At 39.7% G+C, this 18,883-nt stretch carries 14 protein-coding genes; 7 read left to right on the top strand and 7 right to left on the bottom strand.

The annotated features are described in order from the left end of the window. Positions 1-223: 223 nt before the first annotated feature. Positions 224-2,293 (bottom strand): glycine--tRNA ligase subunit beta, encoded by a 2,070-nt coding sequence (gene glyS / locus NQ782_RS05685; RefSeq protein ID WP_057093329.1) that lies wholly within the window; start codon positions 2,291-2,293, stop codon positions 224-226. After that, positions 2,293-3,270 (bottom strand): glycine--tRNA ligase subunit alpha, encoded by a 978-nt coding sequence (gene glyQ / locus NQ782_RS05680; RefSeq protein WP_000085212.1) that lies wholly within the window; start codon positions 3,268-3,270, stop codon positions 2,293-2,295. The genes glyS and glyQ overlap by 1 nt, the downstream gene beginning before the upstream one ends. Before the next feature lie 369 nt (positions 3,271-3,639). Here glyQ and NQ782_RS05675 point away from each other — a divergent pair, with 369 nt between their 5' ends. The 4 genes from NQ782_RS05675 to NQ782_RS05660 all read left to right on the top strand — a co-directional run bounded on the left by NQ782_RS05675 (position 3,640) and on the right by NQ782_RS05660 (position 8,292). Continuing rightward, the gene (locus NQ782_RS05675; RefSeq protein WP_001082092.1) at positions 3,640-4,824 is read left to right on the top strand and encodes a TCR/Tet family MFS transporter; all 1,185 of its coding nucleotides are present in this window, start codon (positions 3,640-3,642) and stop codon (positions 4,822-4,824) included. A 172-nt stretch (positions 4,825-4,996) separates the two neighbouring features. Then, the gene (locus NQ782_RS05670; protein WP_057093331.1) at positions 4,997-6,259 is read left to right on the top strand and encodes a putative DNA modification/repair radical SAM protein; all 1,263 of its coding nucleotides are present in this window, start codon (positions 4,997-4,999) and stop codon (positions 6,257-6,259) included. A gap of 2 nt (positions 6,260-6,261) precedes the next feature. Next, positions 6,262-7,059 carry a TIGR03915 family putative DNA repair protein gene (locus NQ782_RS05665; RefSeq protein ID WP_057093332.1) on the top strand — a complete coding sequence of 266 codons (798 nt, stop codon included), beginning with the start codon at positions 6,262-6,264 and terminating at the stop codon, positions 7,057-7,059. Between the two features lie 132 nt (positions 7,060-7,191). Beyond that, on the top strand, positions 7,192-8,292 hold the full coding sequence (locus tag NQ782_RS05660; protein ID WP_000111462.1) for an HPP family protein: 1,101 nt from the start codon (positions 7,192-7,194) through the stop codon (positions 8,290-8,292). Positions 8,293-8,361: 69 nt separating this feature from the next. Here NQ782_RS05660 and NQ782_RS05655 read toward each other — a convergent pair whose 3' ends face one another. Next, positions 8,362-8,616, bottom strand: coding sequence for a PspC domain-containing protein (locus tag NQ782_RS05655; protein ID WP_000013716.1), 255 nt, complete (start codon positions 8,614-8,616; stop codon positions 8,362-8,364). 253 nt (positions 8,617-8,869) lie between these two features. Between NQ782_RS05655 and NQ782_RS05650 the strand changes: the two genes are divergently transcribed. Next, positions 8,870-9,517: a hypothetical protein gene (locus NQ782_RS05650; protein ID WP_057093336.1), complete on the top strand. Its 648-nt coding sequence runs from the start codon at positions 8,870-8,872 to the stop codon at positions 9,515-9,517. Between the two features lie 71 nt (positions 9,518-9,588). Here the strand turns inward: NQ782_RS05650 and NQ782_RS05645 are convergent, their stop codons facing one another. Next, complete coding sequence (locus tag NQ782_RS05645) at positions 9,589-11,412, bottom strand: acyl-CoA dehydrogenase C-terminal domain-containing protein (RefSeq protein ID WP_001112080.1); 1,824 nt, start codon at positions 11,410-11,412, stop codon at positions 9,589-9,591. Positions 11,413-11,669: 257 nt separating this feature from the next. Between NQ782_RS05645 and NQ782_RS05640 the strand changes: the two genes are divergently transcribed. Continuing rightward, positions 11,670-13,973: a hypothetical protein gene (locus tag NQ782_RS05640; RefSeq protein WP_057093341.1), complete on the top strand. Its 2,304-nt coding sequence runs from the start codon at positions 11,670-11,672 to the stop codon at positions 13,971-13,973. A gap of 46 nt (positions 13,974-14,019) precedes the next feature. Here the strand turns inward: NQ782_RS05640 and aroE are convergent, their stop codons facing one another. The 3 genes from aroE to ribA all read right to left on the bottom strand — a co-directional run bounded on the left by aroE (position 14,020) and on the right by ribA (position 16,662). Beyond that, the gene (gene aroE, locus NQ782_RS05635; protein ID WP_000166022.1) at positions 14,020-14,808 is read right to left on the bottom strand and encodes a shikimate dehydrogenase; all 789 of its coding nucleotides are present in this window, start codon (positions 14,806-14,808) and stop codon (positions 14,020-14,022) included. A 173-nt stretch (positions 14,809-14,981) separates the two neighbouring features. Next, complete coding sequence (hemF, locus tag NQ782_RS05630; protein ID WP_001164620.1) at positions 14,982-15,932, bottom strand: oxygen-dependent coproporphyrinogen oxidase; 951 nt, start codon at positions 15,930-15,932, stop codon at positions 14,982-14,984. A gap of 127 nt (positions 15,933-16,059) precedes the next feature. Next, positions 16,060-16,662: a GTP cyclohydrolase II gene (gene ribA / locus NQ782_RS05625; RefSeq protein WP_001121174.1), complete on the bottom strand. Its 603-nt coding sequence runs from the start codon at positions 16,660-16,662 to the stop codon at positions 16,060-16,062. A gap of 303 nt (positions 16,663-16,965) precedes the next feature. Between ribA and dxs the strand changes: the two genes are divergently transcribed. Further along, positions 16,966-18,870 (top strand): 1-deoxy-D-xylulose-5-phosphate synthase, encoded by a 1,905-nt coding sequence (gene dxs, locus NQ782_RS05620; protein WP_000967375.1) that lies wholly within the window; start codon positions 16,966-16,968, stop codon positions 18,868-18,870. Positions 18,871-18,883 lie beyond the last annotated feature (13 nt).

The following is an 18,883-nucleotide window of genomic DNA, read 5'->3' as shown; positions in this document are numbered from 1 at the left end:
TGCAATGGTACTTTGTTAAGTTTGGTAATTATTTGTTTTAGTTTATTGAATTGTGGATAAAAAGTGAAGGAAGTAAATAATTCTTATTTATTAATTGGATGTAAAATAATCATTAATAATTATACTGCATGAAATTCTTCAATAAAAAACCATGCTTCCAACTAGAGTGAAAACATGGTTTTTATTAAAGCTTAATTATACAAAAATTAATTTTTATATAATTTTAACCCTGCAATACACTCACATCAGCCACAGCAGTAAACAAGTTACGTAACTGAGCCAATAAACGTAAACGGTTTGCTTTTAGGTCAGCATCATCTGCCATAACCATGACACCATCAAAGAATGCATCAATCGGTGCGCGAAGTGCTGCAAGCTTAGAAAGGGCAGCTGTGTAGTCTTTTGCTGCAAGTAATGGTTCAACCACAGGAGTCACTGTTTGAAGCTCGGCAAATAATGCTTTTTCAGCATCTTCAACCAAGTTCGCTTCAACGACAGAACCTTCTGGTGCTGCTTCTTTTGCAAGAATGTTAGCAACACGTTTGTTTGCAGCAGCAAGTGCAGCAGCTTCAGGTAATGTACGGAAGTGGTTAACAGCATTTACGCGCTTGTCAAAATCAAGTGGAGATTTTGGTGCAAGAGCTTGAACTGCTTGAAGGACGTCAACAGCAACGCCTTGGTCTTCATACTTAGCACGGTAACGACCTTCCAAGAACGCAACAGCATCAGCGCGAGTTTTGTCATGGTCTTTAACGATATCGCCATAACCTTGAAGCGCAAGATTTACTAACTCTTCAATTGTTACGTCTAGCTCATTTTCAATAATTAAACGTAAGATACCGATTGCTGAACGACGAAGAGCAAACGGGTCTTTAGAACCTGTAGGCGCTTGTCCAATACCAAAAATACCAACAAGCGTATCTAAACGGTCAGCAAGGGCAATAGTTGTACCTGTTTTGGTTTTTGGTAAAACATCACCCGCAAATTTTGGTAAGTATTGTTCACCTAAAGCTTCTGAAACTTCAGTATTTTCACCTTCAATACGTGCGTAGTAAGTACCCGCAATACCTTGAAGCTCTGGGAATTCACCAACAAGCTCAGAGGTTAAGTCGCATTTAGCAAGTAATGCAGCTTTTTCAGCATCAGCTGGGTTTGCACCAGTGATTGAAGATAATGCAACTGCAAGTTTTGCAATACGTGTTGATTTGTCCCAAAGCGTACCAAGCTGTGCTTGGAATACCATGTTTGCTAATTTTTCTTTACGAGATGCAAGCGGTTGCTTTTGATCTTGTAAGAAGAAGAATTCAGCATCAGACAAACGAGGGCGAACAACTTTTTCGTTACCTTCAATAATTTGAGTCGGATCTTTAGACTCAATGTTTGAAACAGTAATAAAGTAAGGCTGTAATTTACCTTCCGCATTGATCAAACAGAAATACTTCTGGTTGTCTTGCATTGTCGTGATGAGTGCTTCTTGAGGAACAGCTAAGTAGCGCTCTTCAAAAGTTGCACGTAAAGCTACAGGCCATTCAACCAGACTTGTTACTTCATCAAGTAAGTCAGCTGGAACAATCGCAGTTGCATTCACTTCATCAGCTAACTTTTTCACTTGTTCTTGAATGGTTGCCTGACGCTTTTCAAAGTTCGCTACAACATATGCTTTTTCTAACGCAGCTAAATAGTCATTTGCATGCGCTAAGGTCACAGCTTCAGGTGCATGGAAACGGTGACCATAAGTCACATTACCAGCTTTGTGATCTTGAATAGTCGCCTCAATAACTTGGTTATCTTTGAGTAAGACAACCCATTTCACTGGACGTACAAATTCGGTACGGCTTGCAGCAGAACGCATGCGCTTAGCAATTGGTAAATTGTCTAACGCAGTTTGTAAAATCTGTGGAAGTAAAGCATCAAGGCTTTGACCTTTCACATCTTTTAAATAGCAAACTTTTTCAACTTTACCTGCTTGGAATGTAGAAAGTTGCTCAACAGTAATGCCTTGACCGCGCATAAAGCCTTCAAGTGCTTTAGTCGGTTTGCCTTCTGCATCGTAAGCTGCTTGAACTGCAGGGCCGTCAAAACGTTTTTGCGTATCCGCTTGCGCAGCATCTACATCTACAATTTTAAGCGCTAAACGACGTGGAGCGGCATAAGCTTCAACAGATGCGAAGTCTAAACCTGCTTCATTTAAGCCTTTTACAGTTTCTGCTTGTAGTGCATCACGTAACGTTTTTAAGCTTTTTGGTGGAAGCTCTTCACAGCCAAGTTCGAATAAAACAGTATGTTTGCTCATTAGTTTTTCTCCGCCTTTGCTGCTTCACTTTCAGCTTGTGCTTTTAGCTGTGCCAATACTTCATCACGTAAGTGTGGTTCTGCCATTGGGAAGCCAAGCTCTGCACGTGCTTGTACATAACTTTGTGCAATAGCGCGCGCCAAAGTACGTACACGTAAAATGTACCGTTGACGCTCAGTTACAGAAATTGCGCCACGTGCATCAAGCAAGTTAAAGGTATGAGACGCTTTAACGACTTGCTCATAAGCTGGAAGTGGAAGTTTAGCTTCCATTAAACGGTTAGCTTCTGATTCGTAGAAATCAAATAGTTCAAATAGTTTATCAACTGGAGCGTATTCAAAGTTATAAGTCGATTGCTCAACTTCATTTTGATGGAATACGTCGCCGTAAGTTACCGTGCCGAATTGGCCTTTCGTCCAAACAAGGTCATAAACCGAGTCAACGCCTTGAAGGTACATTGCAAGACGTTCTAAACCGTAAGTGATTTCGCCTGTTACTGGGTAACATTCAACACCACCAACTTGTTGGAAGTAAGTGAACTGAGTTACTTCCATACCGTTAAGCCAAACTTCCCAACCTAAGCCCCAAGCCCCAAGAGTTGGAGATTCCCAGTTGTCTTCTACGAAACGGATATCGTGAGTAAGCGTATCAATCCCGATTGCTTTTAAAGAATCGAGATAAAGCTGTTGGATATTGTCTGGGTTTGGTTTAAGTACTACTTGGAACTGATAGTAGTGTTGCAAACGGTTCGGGTTTTCACCGTAGCGGCCATCTTTTGGACGACGTGAAGGTTGAACGTATGCCGCGTTCCAAGTCTCTGGCCCTAAAGCACGTAAGAATGTTGCGGTGTGGAATGTTCCAGCGCCCATTTCCATGTCGTAAGGTTGTAGTACGACGCAGCCTTGTTCGGCCCAATAGTTTTGTAAGGCAAGAATTAAGCCCTGAAATGTATCAATGTGCGAGATGGCGCGACTCATGTAGCATCCACGAATTTATGAGAAAAATTGCCCCTAAGTATAAGGATTTTGTAGGGGAGTGGCAAAGGCTTAATGCGGAGGAAATTATTGAGGCGGTAACTAGAACTTTAATATTTCCATAATCCTGTTGGAGTAATTGTTAGCCACATCATTTTAATGATAATATCCACCCGTAATCTTTTTTATTGTTACGATAAAAAATCGCGAAAAATCGACTTAAGTTTCATTTCTTTTCCACTAGAAAATACTCAGTCGACACATATCCCAATCTTTAAGATTCGGCCAGCGTTCATCAGGGCTTGAGTTGTTATCAAGCATCGTTAACAGGTTTTCACATTTACTGTGCCTGACTTTTCGATAGGACGCTTTATGAATCGATCTCTATTTATTATCTTTGCAACTATTGCTTTAGATGCTATTGGTATCGGTCTTATTTTTCCGATTCTTCCTTTATTATTACAAGATATGACGCATAGCACTCATATTTCTATATATATGGGTATATTGGCCAGTCTCTATGCGGCCATGCAATTTATCTTCTCTCCTTTATTAGGTGCGTTAAGTGACAGATGGGGGCGTAGACCGGTCTTGCTTATTTCACTGGCTGGGTCAGCAGTTAATTATCTCTTTCTAACTTTTTCACATAGCCTAATTTTATTGCTAGTAGGTCGCATTATTGCTGGAATCACCAGTGCCAACATGGCTGTTGCAAGTGCTTATATTGTCGATGTTTTGCACGAAAATAACCGCGCAAAATATTTTGGTTTAATCAATGCTATGTTTGGTGCAGGCTTCATTATTGGCCCTGTATTGGGCGGATTCTTGAGTGAATATGGATTAAGACTTCCTTTCTTTGCGGCAGCTATATTGACAGGGCTTAATCTTTTATCTGCCTATTTTGTTTTGCCTGAATCCCGAAAAGTGACTTTGGAGAACAAACAATTATCTACATTAAACCCTTTTAAAATATTTGCTGGTATTAGCTCTATTCGTGGTGTACTTCCACTTATTACGACCTTTTTTATCTTTAGTGCCATAGGGGAGGTATATGGAGTCTGCTGGGCATTATGGGGACATGACACATTTCAGTGGAGCGGTTTCTGGGTAGGTCTTTCTCTAGGCGCATTTGGTCTATGTCAAATGCTGGTACAGGCTCTTATTCCGAGTCATGCTTCAAGATTGCTGGGTAATCGTAATGCTGTGCTGGCTGGTATTGCTTGTTCTTGTTTTGCTTTAGCAGTAATGGCTTTCGCCCAAAGTGGTTGGATGATTTTTGCTATTATGCCTATTTTTGCGCTAGGGAGTATGGGGACACCTTCATTACAAGCCTTAGCTTCTCAAAAGGTTTCTGCTGACCAGCAAGGACAGTTTCAGGGAGTGATAGCATCTACGGTAAGTATGGCCTCTATGATTGCCCCTATGTTTTTCTCCACTCTTTATTTTCAGTTTCAGGAAAAATGGCCGGGAGCAATTTGGTTGAGCGTGATTTTGATTTACCTGCTCACCTTACCGATCATTTTGTATAGTACCCGACCAGTCGTACAACAAAGATAGTAATGTAGAGTTAAATTCTCTATTTATCCTAAATAGAGAAGATCTATGGCCTACTCCCTTAGATCATTCTAATTTAAAACGTCACTTCATGACGCCGAGCGTATTTCACTGGATTAAATTTAAGAATGCGAAATGATATTTTTTAAACGATGCCATAAATGAGTCGTTTGATATGTCTGATCGCATTCGAGAAAAACTACAAATTCTTGCTGATGCTGCTAAATATGATGTGTCTTGTTCATCAAGTGGTAGTGATCGTAAAAACAAAAATAAAGGTCTGGGGGATGCCAGTCATTCGGGTATTTGCCATAGCTATACCGAAGATGGCCGCTGTGTATCTCTCTTAAAAATTCTATTTAGCAATGTCTGTATTTTTGACTGCGCCTATTGTGTTTCACGCCGTTCTAACGACGTCCAGCGTGCAGCATTTACGGTGCAAGAGGTTGTAGACTTAACTATTAATTTTTACCGCCGTAATTATATTGAAGGGTTATTTTTAAGCTCCGGCATATTTAAATCGGCCGATCACACGATGGAGCGCATGCTTCAAGTCGTGAAAAAGTTACGTCTTGAAGAAAATTTTAACGGTTATATTCACCTAAAAACAATTCCGGGTGCATCGTCTGAACTGATCCATGAAGCAGGTTTATATGCTGACCGGATGAGTATTAATTTAGAGATGCCGACTGAGATTGGGTTAAAAACTTTTGCGCCAGAAAAATCACATCAGGAAGTACAAAAAGATTTAGGTTTAGTTCGTGACCGGCTCATTCAACTGAAAGATGAGCGTCAAATTATTAAGCACGTGCCGAAATATGTACCAGCAGGGCAGACTACGCAAATGGTTGTTGGCGCTCATCAAGAGTCAGACCAAGATGTCTTGTTTATGGCTGACAAACACTATAAAGAATTTAAACTCAAACGTGTCTATTTTTCGGGTTATATCCCAATTAATACTGAAAATAATTACTTGCCCGCAGTTGGCTCCGCGCCTCCGTTGCTTCGTGAAAACCGACTCTATCAAAGTGACTGGCTGATGCGTTTTTACGGTTTTGAAGTCAATGAAATTGTCAATGAAAAACACCCAAACTTAGATCTTGATGTAGACCCAAAATTAAGCTGGGCCTTAAGGCATCCTGAACAGTTTCCGGTAGATTTAAACCGCGCAGATTATCAAATGATTTTGCGTGTACCGGGCATTGGTGTGAAATCAGCCAAGAAAATTGTGCAGGCTCGTCGTTTTGGGAAAATCCATATCGATTTACTTAAAAAACTCGGTGTGGCCTACCAACGAGCAAAATTCTTTATTCGCTGTGAAGACAGTCCAAAATTCCAAAAAGAACTGTCTTCAAGTTTTATTCGGCAGCAGATTTTAATGCAAGGCTCGTCGAAATATGTGCAGCAGCTTTCGCCACAATTAAGCCTTGGGTTCTAGTCATGTTTAATGATGAAGTAGCTTACTATTTTGATGGTTCAATGGTTGGGCTGCTGAGCTGTGTATTTCGCGCATTTCAATTTAAAGAATTACAGGTCAGGCTCTGTTTATATGATGCAGCTCAACATGGCTTATTTGCTGATAAAATTGAGGTTTCAAATAACGAGCAACACGCCGAGCGTGTTTGGTCCGCGCTACAAAAAAAGCTTTCATCTTCTTCGTTAAAACAATTTTATTTTGCTTATTTATCTGAATCTTTAGACGCCTATCAACATTTATTTAATTACTGTATTTATGTGTTTACTAGCCATGTTTCCATAGAAAAAGATTATTCAAATCCTAGTGTTTTAGCGATTGCACAGTGGACGAAAAAGGTCGGGCGAGAGAAGCATCGAATGGAGGCTTTTATTCGGTTTAAGAAAACCAAAGATGAGCTTTTTTTAAGTCTGGTTCGTCCTGATTTTAATGTTTTACCACTCATTCAGCCGCATTTTAAACGGCGTTATCAAGATCAGCGTTGGCTGATTTATGATGAGCAACGTAAGTTTGGGCTGTATTATGATTTACGGGAAATACATGAAGTTTCACTCGAAGCCTCTGACGTTGACCGTAATTTAAAAAATGGAATGAGCCAAAGTTTTCAGCTTGAGCTAGATGAGCAAGAAGTCTTATATGATCAGCTTTGGAAGGATTATTTTAAAAGCGTAAATATTACAGAACGTCAGAATATAAAACTCCACGTGCAATATTTGCCTAAACGTTACTGGCGCTATTTAAATGAAAAATTAATTGAATATTAAAACATTAAAATAGTAAGAGCACATTCAACAGGTTTTCTGATAATTGAAAGATATAATTTAAATGCACTTTATGTGGCTTTGGGCGTATACTTTTGCCCGTTATAAATAACGGCATATCCCTTAAGGTGTACTGTGAGTGTTATACAGCCAGAATGGTTACAAATTTTAAAACCGAATTTTAAGGTTTTACCCCTAAAAGAACGGTTGCTTTGTGGCGTTGGAGCGCTATGTGGTTTAGCAATTTCCTCGTTAATTAGCTGGTATGTTTTAGGCGGAATTAATGCTTGGTACATTGCACCAATGGGGGCCTCATCTGTTCTCTTATTTGCTGTACCTACCAGTCCATTGGCTCAGCCTTGGAATGTTATTGTCGGTAATACATTAGCCGGAATTATTGGGGTTGCCTGTGCACAGTGGATTCCGGATTTAACCACGGCTTTTAGCGTGGCTGTGGGTTTTGCCATATTTTTAATGATGACCACCGACTCGTTGCATCCGCCTAGTGGAGCAGTTGCGATTACGGCTGTGTTGGGCGGTGCTGCCATTCATAAATTAGGCTTTTATTTCGTTTTTTATCCGGTTCTGCTCAACTCATTACTTCTACTCGGTTTTGCTGTATTTTTTAATCGATTGATTGGGCGACATTATCCGGTTACTGCACATTTAAATGAGCGTAGTAAAGATCCAACTCCCACTCAAAAAGTATCAATTCAGCCAAAAGATATTGAGTATGCATTAGAACATCATACTGAACTGTTAGATATCAGCCAGTACGACTTAGAAAAAATCATTTTAGAAGCGCAAGAACATGCCAATGAACGTATGGTGAACCAATATACCTGTCAGGATATTATGAGCCGTGATGTGATTAAATTGCATGAAAATGATGATATTCATCAGGCATTAGATAAATTTAAACAAGAAAATCTCATGAGTTTGCCTGTAGTTAATGCAGACAACCATTTAGTAGGTACTTTGGCGTTATATGAAGTTGTGGAATGGTTTAAAGGGGCAACAGACCCAAGAAACTCATGGCAGCATTACGTAAGACAAATTATGAGTCGTCGAGTAGTTACTGTACTGCCAACTCAGCCGATTCAAGACCTTGTACCTTACTTTGTTGAGAAGTCTTTTAACTATATTCCGGTGGTTGAGGAACGAAAACTGATTGGAATCATTAGCCGTGCAGATATGATTGCGGCTTTACAACAGCAGTTAAATCGTAAATTGTAATTTTAAACATAAAAAAAGCTACGGTTGATTAGGGGATGCAACCGTAGCGACCAAAATAAACTAAGTTATTTAATGTATTTGTTCTTCTCGTACAGTGCGAACAGGTTGTTGATAACCTTGCACTTGTTCTGGCTGTTTTTTAGGAATTACCAACCATAAAACTAAGTACACTAAAATCCCTGGAAAAGCCGCGCTCATTATCGAAATTAACACGAAAATAATGCGTAATAAATTTGCATTCCAACCAAATCGTTCAGCAATACCGCCCATTACACCGGCGATCATGCTTTGTCGGTTCGAGCGATATAAACCAGAATTGGCCATCTAAGTCTCCTCAAATATATAAGTTACAAGGAATCATTTATTCACTTGGTTAATAAGAATATGGAGCCAATCCGAATGAATTAAAGGTTCACTAAACTAAAAATGGTTAAAATATGTAAATGGTTTAAATCAATGAAAGCAACATCTACTAAAATGCACTGTTTCGGGGCTGAAAGTGTTTGTAGCAGCGATGATATCGTTCCTGAACAATAAGGTTGAACTGTAGCATTGCTGTTGTATGTGAATGATGTATATGTCTTTGAAGTGGTCTGGTCTTTTAATAAAACATTTGGGTGTGGCAGCCATCTTGTGTATGGGGTTAAGTGCCTGCGATGTAAATCATGCCGACTCTAAAGATCACTCCGCCGTAGCAACGACTTCTAGACATGAAGATAGTTTGATTAAAAGCACTACGAAGGTTAAAACTTTAGATGATGCAGCGGGACGAACTTTCTTGCCTGAGAGCGTTCCAGATCAAACCTCAAAACTATCCGAAGCAGACCAACAATATGCAGGCCGTTATCATACTCGTATTTCATGTGAAGATAATTTTGCCGATTGTGAAACAGGCGAGGCAGAATATATTTTAAATTTATTACCTGATGGAACTGCGTATTGGAATGTTGTTCATTTTGGTCGTGTTGGTAGTAAAGATGGCTCAAAAAGTGCGGTCATCAATCAATTATGTCCTTCCTTGAAATGGAAGGTCGAACCTGCCGCTCATGAGTTAACGATTCAATGTCCTTTATCAGATGTTAACTTCTATTTTGATATTGATGCAAAACAAAGATTAGTCGTAAATTTAGAAAAATTATTTTATAGCGATTTTGGTAAAAACCGTGAGTTTTTGGAACAAAATTATTTTGTTCCTACAAAAGCTTATGTACTTGATAAAGAGTAAAGCCAATTTTAGCAAAATAAAAAAGAGCGCAATATCAATTGCGCTCTTTTGATTTTAGAGTCTATACATCATTAGTAGTCGAAACTGAAGTGTTCTGCTGGTAATGAAGTCAGCGTACGAGAAGTCGTTACCATTGATTCTGCATGACCTTGAGCACGTGGTAATAAACGGTCAAAGTAGAAATCTGCAACTTTAATTTTTGCTTTATAGAACTCAGGAGTTTCTTGGCCATTACCTGCTTCTAATTTTTCAGAAGCGACAACTGCTTGTTGTGCCCAGAAATAAGCCATCATCACATAGCCTGAGAACATCAAGAAATCTACAGAAGCAGAAGATACGATGTCACGGTCTTTACGTGCAGCAAGCATGATACGAACAGTTAAAGTGTTCCACTGAGCACAAAGCTTTGTTAAGTCCCAAGCAAAACGACGTAAGTATTTATTACGAGCATGTGCAGCACAGAACTTTAAGATCTCAGCAGTGTATTCACGAACTACTTTACCTTTTGAGCTTAACAACACTTTACGGCCAATCAAATCAAGTGCTTGAACACCAGTTGTTCCTTCATACAGAGTAGAGATACGGGCATCACGTACGATTTGCTCCATACCCCATTCTTTGATGTAACCATGGCCGCCGTACACTTGCATACCGTGGTTAGCAGCTTCTAGGCCAAGCTCAGTCAAGAAGCCTTTTAAGATTGGTGTATAGAAACCAAGTTTATCGTCATAATCTTCAAATGCAGCTTGGTCACCGCGTGTCAAAGCATCTGTCATTTTGTCAGCAAGCTGTGCTGCGTAGTAGATCATTGAACGACCACCTTCAGCGATTGCTTTTTGAGTTAACAACATGCGGCGTACGTCAGCATGGTGAATGATCGCATCAGCAACTTTATCTGGATCTTTTTTACCTGAAAGGGCACGCATAGACATACGTTCTTTGGCATATGGTAGAGCGCCTTGGAAAGATAACTCTGCATGGGCAATACCTTGAACCGCAGTACCAATACGCGCTGTGTTCATAAAGGTAAACATGGCATGTAAGCCTTTGTTTACTTCACCAATGAGGTAACCTGTTGCATTATCAAAGTTCAATACAGCAGTTGCAGAAGCACGGATACCCATTTTGTGTTCGATTGAACCACAGCTTACAGTATTACGTTCACCTACGCCGCCATCCGCAGTTGGGATAAATTTAGGAACGATAAATAATGAAATACCACGAGTACCTGCTGGTGCATCTGGAAGACGTGCAAGCACAATATGAATAATATTTTCTGTTAAATCATGCTCACCGGCAGAAATAAAGATTTTTGTACCAGAAATCTTATAAGTGCCGTCAGCTTGTGGTTCAGCTTTGGTTTTTACCTGACCTAAGTCTGTACCACATTGAGGTTCGGTTAAGCACATTGTGCCGCTCCATGTACCTTCAACAAGTTTTGGCATATACGTTTGTTTTTGCTCATCTGTACCGAATTGCAAAATAGTATTCATACAGCCTGAGCTTAAACCTGGATACATGGTAAATGACCAGTTCGCAGTACCCATCATCTCTGATTTAATCAGGTTTAAAGACATTGGTAGGCCTTGACCACCAAATTCTTCAGGATAAGAAAGACCTTGCCAGCCACCCATTACAAACTGGTCATAAGCTTCTTTAAAACCTTTTGGCGTTTTAACTTCGCCGTTGTCAAAATGGCAACCTTCTTCATCGCCAGATTGGTTAAGTGGAGACAGTACATTTTCACAATAATCTGCTGCACCTTCAAGAATCATATCTACTGTATCAGGATCTGCACTTTCACCATTTGATAAAGTTTTGTAGTGAGCAGGATAGTCTAGTACTTCATTCATTAAGAAGCGGATATCGTGTAGCGGAGCTTTATATGCTGGCATGGCTTTAATCCTAATTTTGAATCATTGTGGGATTATCTGAATCGATGATTTGATTATTCACTCGCATGATAAAAATACAATGTTAATCGCACCCGAAAGGAATGTCAGAAAAGCGAATTTTGTCGAAAATAAATACACCTGAAATTATAATTTCTGCTAAAGTCGGGACTTATACTTTTATGTGAAAAAACAACTAATTTTTTTATTTTTAGCAAGTTTTGTTAAAAAGATAAAGCGATAAGGTTTTAAAAAAGGTTATGCATTTAAAATATCTCAGTTTATGTTTATTTAGTTTGGGCTTGACGGCATGTGCACAACACGGCGTGCGTCCACAGGTGGCATCTGCGAGTTTAGAGCAAAAAGCCATTCAAAGTGTTAATGCGATGTATGAATACCCAAGTTATGATTATCGCGGAAACTTTAAAATTACCGTTGATCCTTCACAAATAAAGCAAAATGTAAAAGCTGAGAATACTGCTAAGCTAGATGCTGAATTACAAAAGAAAGTTGATCAATATTTACGTGAACAAAAAGTTGCCTTAAGTAAAGCACAGAAACAAGCCTTATATGCGGCGATTGCAAATGAACAAGGTGATTTGGGGCTGACTTCATCAGCACGTTCTGAAAAAATTAATACCGTATTATTTAATTTGTTAAATGATCTTCAGTTTAGTTATGACGGCTCAATACATTATCGTCAAAAAATGGGTTCATTTAATTTAACTGCTAGATATGAAAAACCGACACTTTTAGTTCAGGCAAAATTGCCAATGGTGCTTGATCTTGAGAATTATAAGTTTTACATAAATTATTTTGGTTTGATGCCATATTTGGTCAATAAAGATAATCAAAATAATTTAGCTTATGTTGATTTCTCAAAATATAAAGCCTTCTTTAAAAATGTCGATAAGAAGAAATTTATTGAATACCTTAAAGCTTCAAGTGCTGTTTCATACCGATTAGCTGAACCGCAAAACTTACAACGTGTATCGTTGACTGAGGCTGATCGTAAAGCAGGGGCAGTTGAAAGAATTCGTTTAAAGACGACGGTTGAGCAACTGCTTTTGGAAGTAGATTTGTTTGGGCAAGTTAATGAAAAATATCTTCAAAAAAGTGTTTTAGGTCTTGATGAGGAAAAACTTGCTGAAACGCTTGCCGCAGAGATTGCTGCTTCTGATGCAAAAAAAGGCGCTGCTGGTAAAGAAGAACAAAAGATTTCTTCTGATGACGCCGCTGCTGTTAGCCAACAGTTGTACTCCCTTGTTAATGCTCATTTAGGCAATACCTCTACTTCTGAAGATGAGGAAATAGAGTCTGCTTCTACTGAAGAGGCGAGTGATGTAGCTGTAGCAGAGGTTGAACAAACTTCAGAAAATGAAGAAGTAGTTGCACTGACGGAAGATCAATGTATTGAATTAAAATCGCTTAAAAAACCGGTCGCTTTAGGGGATATTAATTATTGCCAAATCTACGGTATTGATGTCCTAGATCAGAGCGATACAAGTATTCAAAAAGCGCAAAGCAAGTCTCGTCAGGACGCTTTAAAGCAAACTTTTGAAGCTTATAACCAAAACCAGTTTATTAATGATGAAGCATTCAAAGCTCTTTGGTTAAAACATAAGGATGAAATTGAACAAGCTTTACCGAAGCAAAGAAACCCAATCACAATTGATGTGGCTTTAGATGACAAAGGCCGTGCAGTCAATATGGATTACGATGTTGATTATACGCCCGCTGAGTTTAAGCACCGCTTCAATGTTAAAGCAGATATGCAAATTCTGAATTATGGAAAAGCGACTTCAATTGATCAGCAGCAGCTTAAACAAGCTAAATCTGTAGCTGAAACAAGTAAAGGTTCTATGCTGGAAAACTTTATTAAAGGTTTTAGTGAAAAGCTTGGGCAAAGTGATGTTTCAGAGCACCCTGTGGGCACACATAGTGATGTACAAGATTTAGATGCAAATCTGGCTGTACTTGCAGATAAAACCTATGATGCAACGCATGCTTATGACAAAACTTATAAAGTAGTATTTATTGCCAAATTGACTGCCGAAAAACCGTCATATATTAAGTATTACTCAGTTCAACAACTCCAAGAAATTGCTGAGGTTTATGCTTACTGGTTCTCTGATGAAGATACATATAATCCTCAAGGAAAAGCCTTAGAGCGTATTACCGCTTTACAGAAAAAACATCATCTTGAACAAGATGATCAGTTTGACCACGAGTTAGGGCGTGCTGTAGATCATATTGTATTAACGACTATACAAGGTAAAACAGGGCGTGAAGCTTGGCAGAAGCTACAGAAGCAATATAAACAGCCAGCCCAACTTTTCTCAAAACAGTATCAGTTAGAGTTTGAAAAACAAAATGGTATTTCTGCTGAAGAAAAGCATCTGTTATCAGAAACGGCTGATATTTTAGGGAATGTTTATGTGGCTGCTCGTAAAAAACAGCTTTCGGAAAAAACAATTCAGAACTTAAAACCTGAACATAATGAATTTATCGATTATGAAATTTTCCGAGAAGTTTATAAGCAAATGGTTGCCGCTAAAAAATAATGAGTAAGATAAAAAAGAACCTACATATGTAGGTTCTTTTTTTGGTTTATAGAAAATCTTTTAATTGTGGTCGTACGCCATTCCAGATATAGAAGGCTTCAATAGCTTGGCCTACTAACATGCCGAAACCTTCTGCGTAAGGCACATTACGTTGTTTCGCTTGATCAAGGAAGCTAGAAGGTTTGCCATAAGCCATTTCATAGGCATATTTGAATTGTAATTTTTCAGGTAGTTGTAAAGCATCGCCTGAAAGACTTGCCGAAGTTGCATTAATCACAATATCAAAATCTCCTTCTAAATCATTTAGGGAAATTGCTTGTAATTGGGCTTGTGGAACTGCTGTTTTTAAGTCATCTACAAGTTGTTCTGCACGAGCTAAAGTTCGGTTTGCAATGATGATTTTTTTGGCACCAGCCTGTACAAGGGGATAAATAACACCACGAGTTGCGCCGCCAGCTCCTAAAATTAAAATAGTTGTATTTTCAAGCTTCCATTCTAAAGCTTGAATTGCGGCAACTAAGCCTTGGCCGTCTGTATTGTCACCATGCAATTTGCCATTTTCCATCCATAAGGTATTTACAGCTTTAGCAATTTGAGCACGCTCGGTTAACACATCACATAAAGCAAAAGCTTGCTCTTTAAAAGGAACAGTAACGTTCATACCACTGCCGCCTTCTGCAAAGAAACTTCGCATGCTCGATTCAAAACCGTCAAGAGGAGCAAGCCGTTTTTGATAGTTTAGCTCAACACCTGTTTTTTCAGCGAAAGCATGATGCAATTCAGGAGAGCGTGATTGTTCGATCGGATTGCCAATTACTGCAAACTGTTTGGTCATTCTTGTATCCAAAATTTTAAAATGGCATGAAGCAGATAGTGCCTGCACTGAATATTCAGCAGGCCTCACTATAAGTCAAAATAGCACAAGAAAAAATATTTGAATGAAGGCAAATAGAAATCAAAAAAGGAGATTCTTTAGGGTGGAAGCCAAAGAATCCCCAAAACAAAAAATTAGGCGACTTTTTCTTCTAAACCTAACCAATCACGAGGTTTTAAATAGTAGTCAGTTAAACGCTTCTCTGGAGAGTCTTCATCCCATTCAGGGCGATAAGACCATGCAGCTAGATTAGGTAAGCTAACTAAAATCGACTCAATACGGCCACCTGTTTGTAATCCAAACAACGTACCGCGATCATACACCAAGTTATATTCCACATATCTGCCACGGCGATAAAGCTGAAATTCGCGTTGAGCTTCGGTATAAGGCTGTTCGCGGTGTTTTTCGAAAATTGGCAAGATCGCATTTAAATAGCCATTACCTACGGCTTGAATATATTTAAAGCAGGTTTCAAAATCCCAGCAATTTAAATCATCAAAGAATAAACCGCCCACACCACGTTGTTCATCGCGATGCTTTAAATAGAAATAGTCATCGCACCATTTTTTATGTTCAGCATAAACATTGTCACCAAAAGGCTTACACAGGTCATAAGCAGCTTGGTGCCAATTTAAAACATCTTGCTCATCTGGATAAAATGGCGTTAAGTCAAAACCTCCACCAAACCACCAAATCGGATCTTGACCTTCACGCTCTGCAACGAATAAGCGGACATTCGCATGCGAGGTTGGAATATTCGGGTTTTTAGGGTGAATGACTAAAGACACACCTAGCGCTTGAGCTTTTGCCCCTGCAATTTGAGGGTGACGTTCTGTTGCAGAAGCAGGCAGTTTACTAATGTTGATATGTGAAAACATCACACCGCCTTTTTCAATCACTGTACCATTTTGCAGTACACGTGAACGGCCGCCACCGCCTTCAGGGCGCTCCCAATCATCAATGATAAATTCTGCTGTCCCACCACCAGCTTTTTCTTGTTGTTCTAAACCGGCACAAATACGGGCTTGTAAATCGAGGAGAAATTCGCGGACACGTTGAATATCTGTTGAAGTCGGATGTTGCATAATGACCCTCAAAGATGATCGAAATAGATTAGATACATCAAAACATAAATCCATAAAAAAAGTAAGGGATTTTTTCTAATTCCTGAAAAAATCCCTTAAATATAATTTTTAAATTTTGGACTCGAAATCAAAAATCATCTTTTTGGTAAAGGTGATCCATTCTTTCACGTTTGGTTTTTAAATATTGTTCATTAAAAGGGTTACGGCCGACAGTTAAAGGTACGCGATCTACCACATTAATACCTTGATCTTTGAGTGCCTGAATTTTTAAAGGATTATTGGTAATTAATTTAACTTCTTTCACTTTTAAGTGGTCGAGCATAATACTGCACATATCGTAACGACGTGCATCGGCGGGTAAATTCAGTAGTAAATTGGCATCTACTGTATCGTGCCCCTGATCTTGCAGGGCATAAGCACGAATTTTATTGGTTAAACCAATACCGCGTCCTTCTTGGCGTAAGTATAAAATTACACCTTGTCCTGCTTCATTGATGAGTTTCTGAGTGGCTTGTAGTTGTGGGCCACAGTCACATTTCAATGATGCAAACGCATCACCCGTTAAGCATTCAGAATGTACGCGGACCAAAACAGGACCCGTTGGCGGATTTTCTAACCCCTTGGAAAGTGCCACATGTTCTTCACCTGTTACGGGATCTTGAAACACAGAAATATTGAATTCACCAAAAGCGGTCGGGAGTTTTGATGTTGCAATGAACTCTATAGGCACAGATTAACTCATCTTTTAACCGAAAACGGTTTAAAGTATAGCGTAATGCTGGGAGATTGGTCGAATTGTCATAATCATTTTGCACACTAAGGTTTTCTTTTTTGTATAAAGAAGACGATAATAGTTGATAAATAGTCAGATTATTCAGGATAATCTGCCAACCATACCCATACTGTATGAGAGACTGCTTTGCATGATCTCGTTCGCAAATGTGGCTGATTGAAGGTGACTTCATTCGATTGTATGATCGACCCATTTTGACCCAGCTTAGGATTTGCCAGGCTTATAAAGGCTTTGCCACATATGTTGTATACCGAAATTCCAACTCAACGCCCTGTTACGCCATTGTTAGATGCGATTGATCATCCTCAACAATTACGTCAGCTCGAGCATAGCCAATTACTACAAGTGGCTGATGAGTTGCGTCAATATATTTTATATGCAGCAGGCCAGAGTGGTGGCCATTTCGGTGCTAACCTCGGCGTGGTTGAGCTGACGGTAGCGCTGCATTATTGCTTTAATACACCAAATGACCGTTTAGTTTGGGATGTGGGACACCAAGCATACCCACATAAAATCCTAACTGGACGCCGTGAACAAATTACGACCATTCGCGCTAAAAATGGATTGGCTGCTTTCCCAGCCAGAGAAGAGTCCGTTTTTGATACCTTTGGGGTAGGGCATTCTTCAACTGCTATTTCAGCTGGTTTGGGTATGTCTTTGGCACGTCGCTATCAGAAAGACCCATGTGAAGTCGTTTGTATTGTGGGTGATGGTGCAATGACTGCGGGCATGGCATTTGAAGCAATGAATGATGCTGTTGCTCATGATGCAGATTTAATTGTTGTACTCAATGACAACGATATGTCGATTTCTTGCAGTACAGGTGGCTTTGCCAAACATTTAGCTGCAATTTGGGAAAAAGGTCATTTAGTTAATGTCAATGAACATGGTGAAGCTTATATCCAGCCACACCCAAAATGGACATATAACTCTCGATTACACCAATCGGCAACCGACGCGGCAGATAATTTATTTAAAGCAATTGGTTTTGATTATTTCGGGCCTTTTGATGGACACGATGTCACTCAGTTGGTTCAGGTGTTCAACGCGCTCAAAAAACGCAAAGGTCCACGTTTAGTTCACGTTTATACCAAGAAAGGTAAAGGCTTTGCTCCTGCTGAAGCAGACCCGATTACTTACCATGCGATTGGCAAAATTAATGCTGCTTCGGGCGGGAAAACACCACCAAAATACTCTGATGTGTTTGGTGAGTGGTTATGTGATGAAGCTGCACAAGATGAGCGTTTGCTTGCGATCACGCCTGCAATGTGTGAAGGCTCGGGCATGGTTAAATTTGCTAAGCAATTTCCTCAGCGTTTCTTCGATGTCGCGATTGCAGAGCAGCATGCTGTAACACTTGCAGCAGGAATGGCATGCGAAGGGCTAAAACCTGTTGTCGCCATTTATTCAACATTCCTGCAGCGTGGTTACGATCAGCTTATTCATGATGTCGCATTGCAAAATCTTGACGTGACTTTTGGTATTGACCGTGCAGGCTTGGTTGGTGAAGATGGTCCAACGCATGCAGGTGCATATGACTATGCTTATATGCGTACTGTGCCTAATATGGTGATCATGGCACCGAAAGATGAAAATGAATGCCGTCAAATGCTTCATACGGCTTATGCCTATAATGGCCCGGCTGCGGTACGCTATCCGCGTGGTGCAGGTGTGGGCGTCGAAATCCAAAAAGAGATGACTGTTCTTGAATTGGGTAAAGCTGAAATTGTTGCAGAAATTAAAGCAAACAGTGATGAGCAGATTACGGTTTTAGCATTTGGTAGTCGTGTCATGGTTGCTCTGGAAGCAGCTGAGCAATTTGCGCAAAAACATGACGTCAGTGTGTGTGTTGTAAATATGCGCTTCGTAAAACCGCTTGATGAACAAATGATTCGAGACTTGGCTGAGCATACTCATTTATTCGTGACAGTTGAAGAACACGCGATTATGGGTGGTGCGGGTAGTGCAGTGAATGAGTTTATGGCTCAAGAACAAATTGTTAAACCTATCATTAATTTAGGTCTACCTGACTCGTTCTTGCATCAGGCGACACATAATCAAATGCTACAAGATTGTGGTTTAGATGCTAAGGGTATTTTGAACTCGATTGAGCGAGCATGGCTTAAGGTAAATCAGGTGGTTTAATACCTCAATAAAA

It is taken from the genome of Acinetobacter sp. BD54, assembly GCF_044778325.1.
In the GTDB taxonomy this organism is placed as follows: domain Bacteria; phylum Pseudomonadota; class Gammaproteobacteria; order Pseudomonadales; family Moraxellaceae; genus Acinetobacter; species Acinetobacter baumannii.
This window is presented reverse-complemented; position numbering and strand designations above follow the sequence as displayed.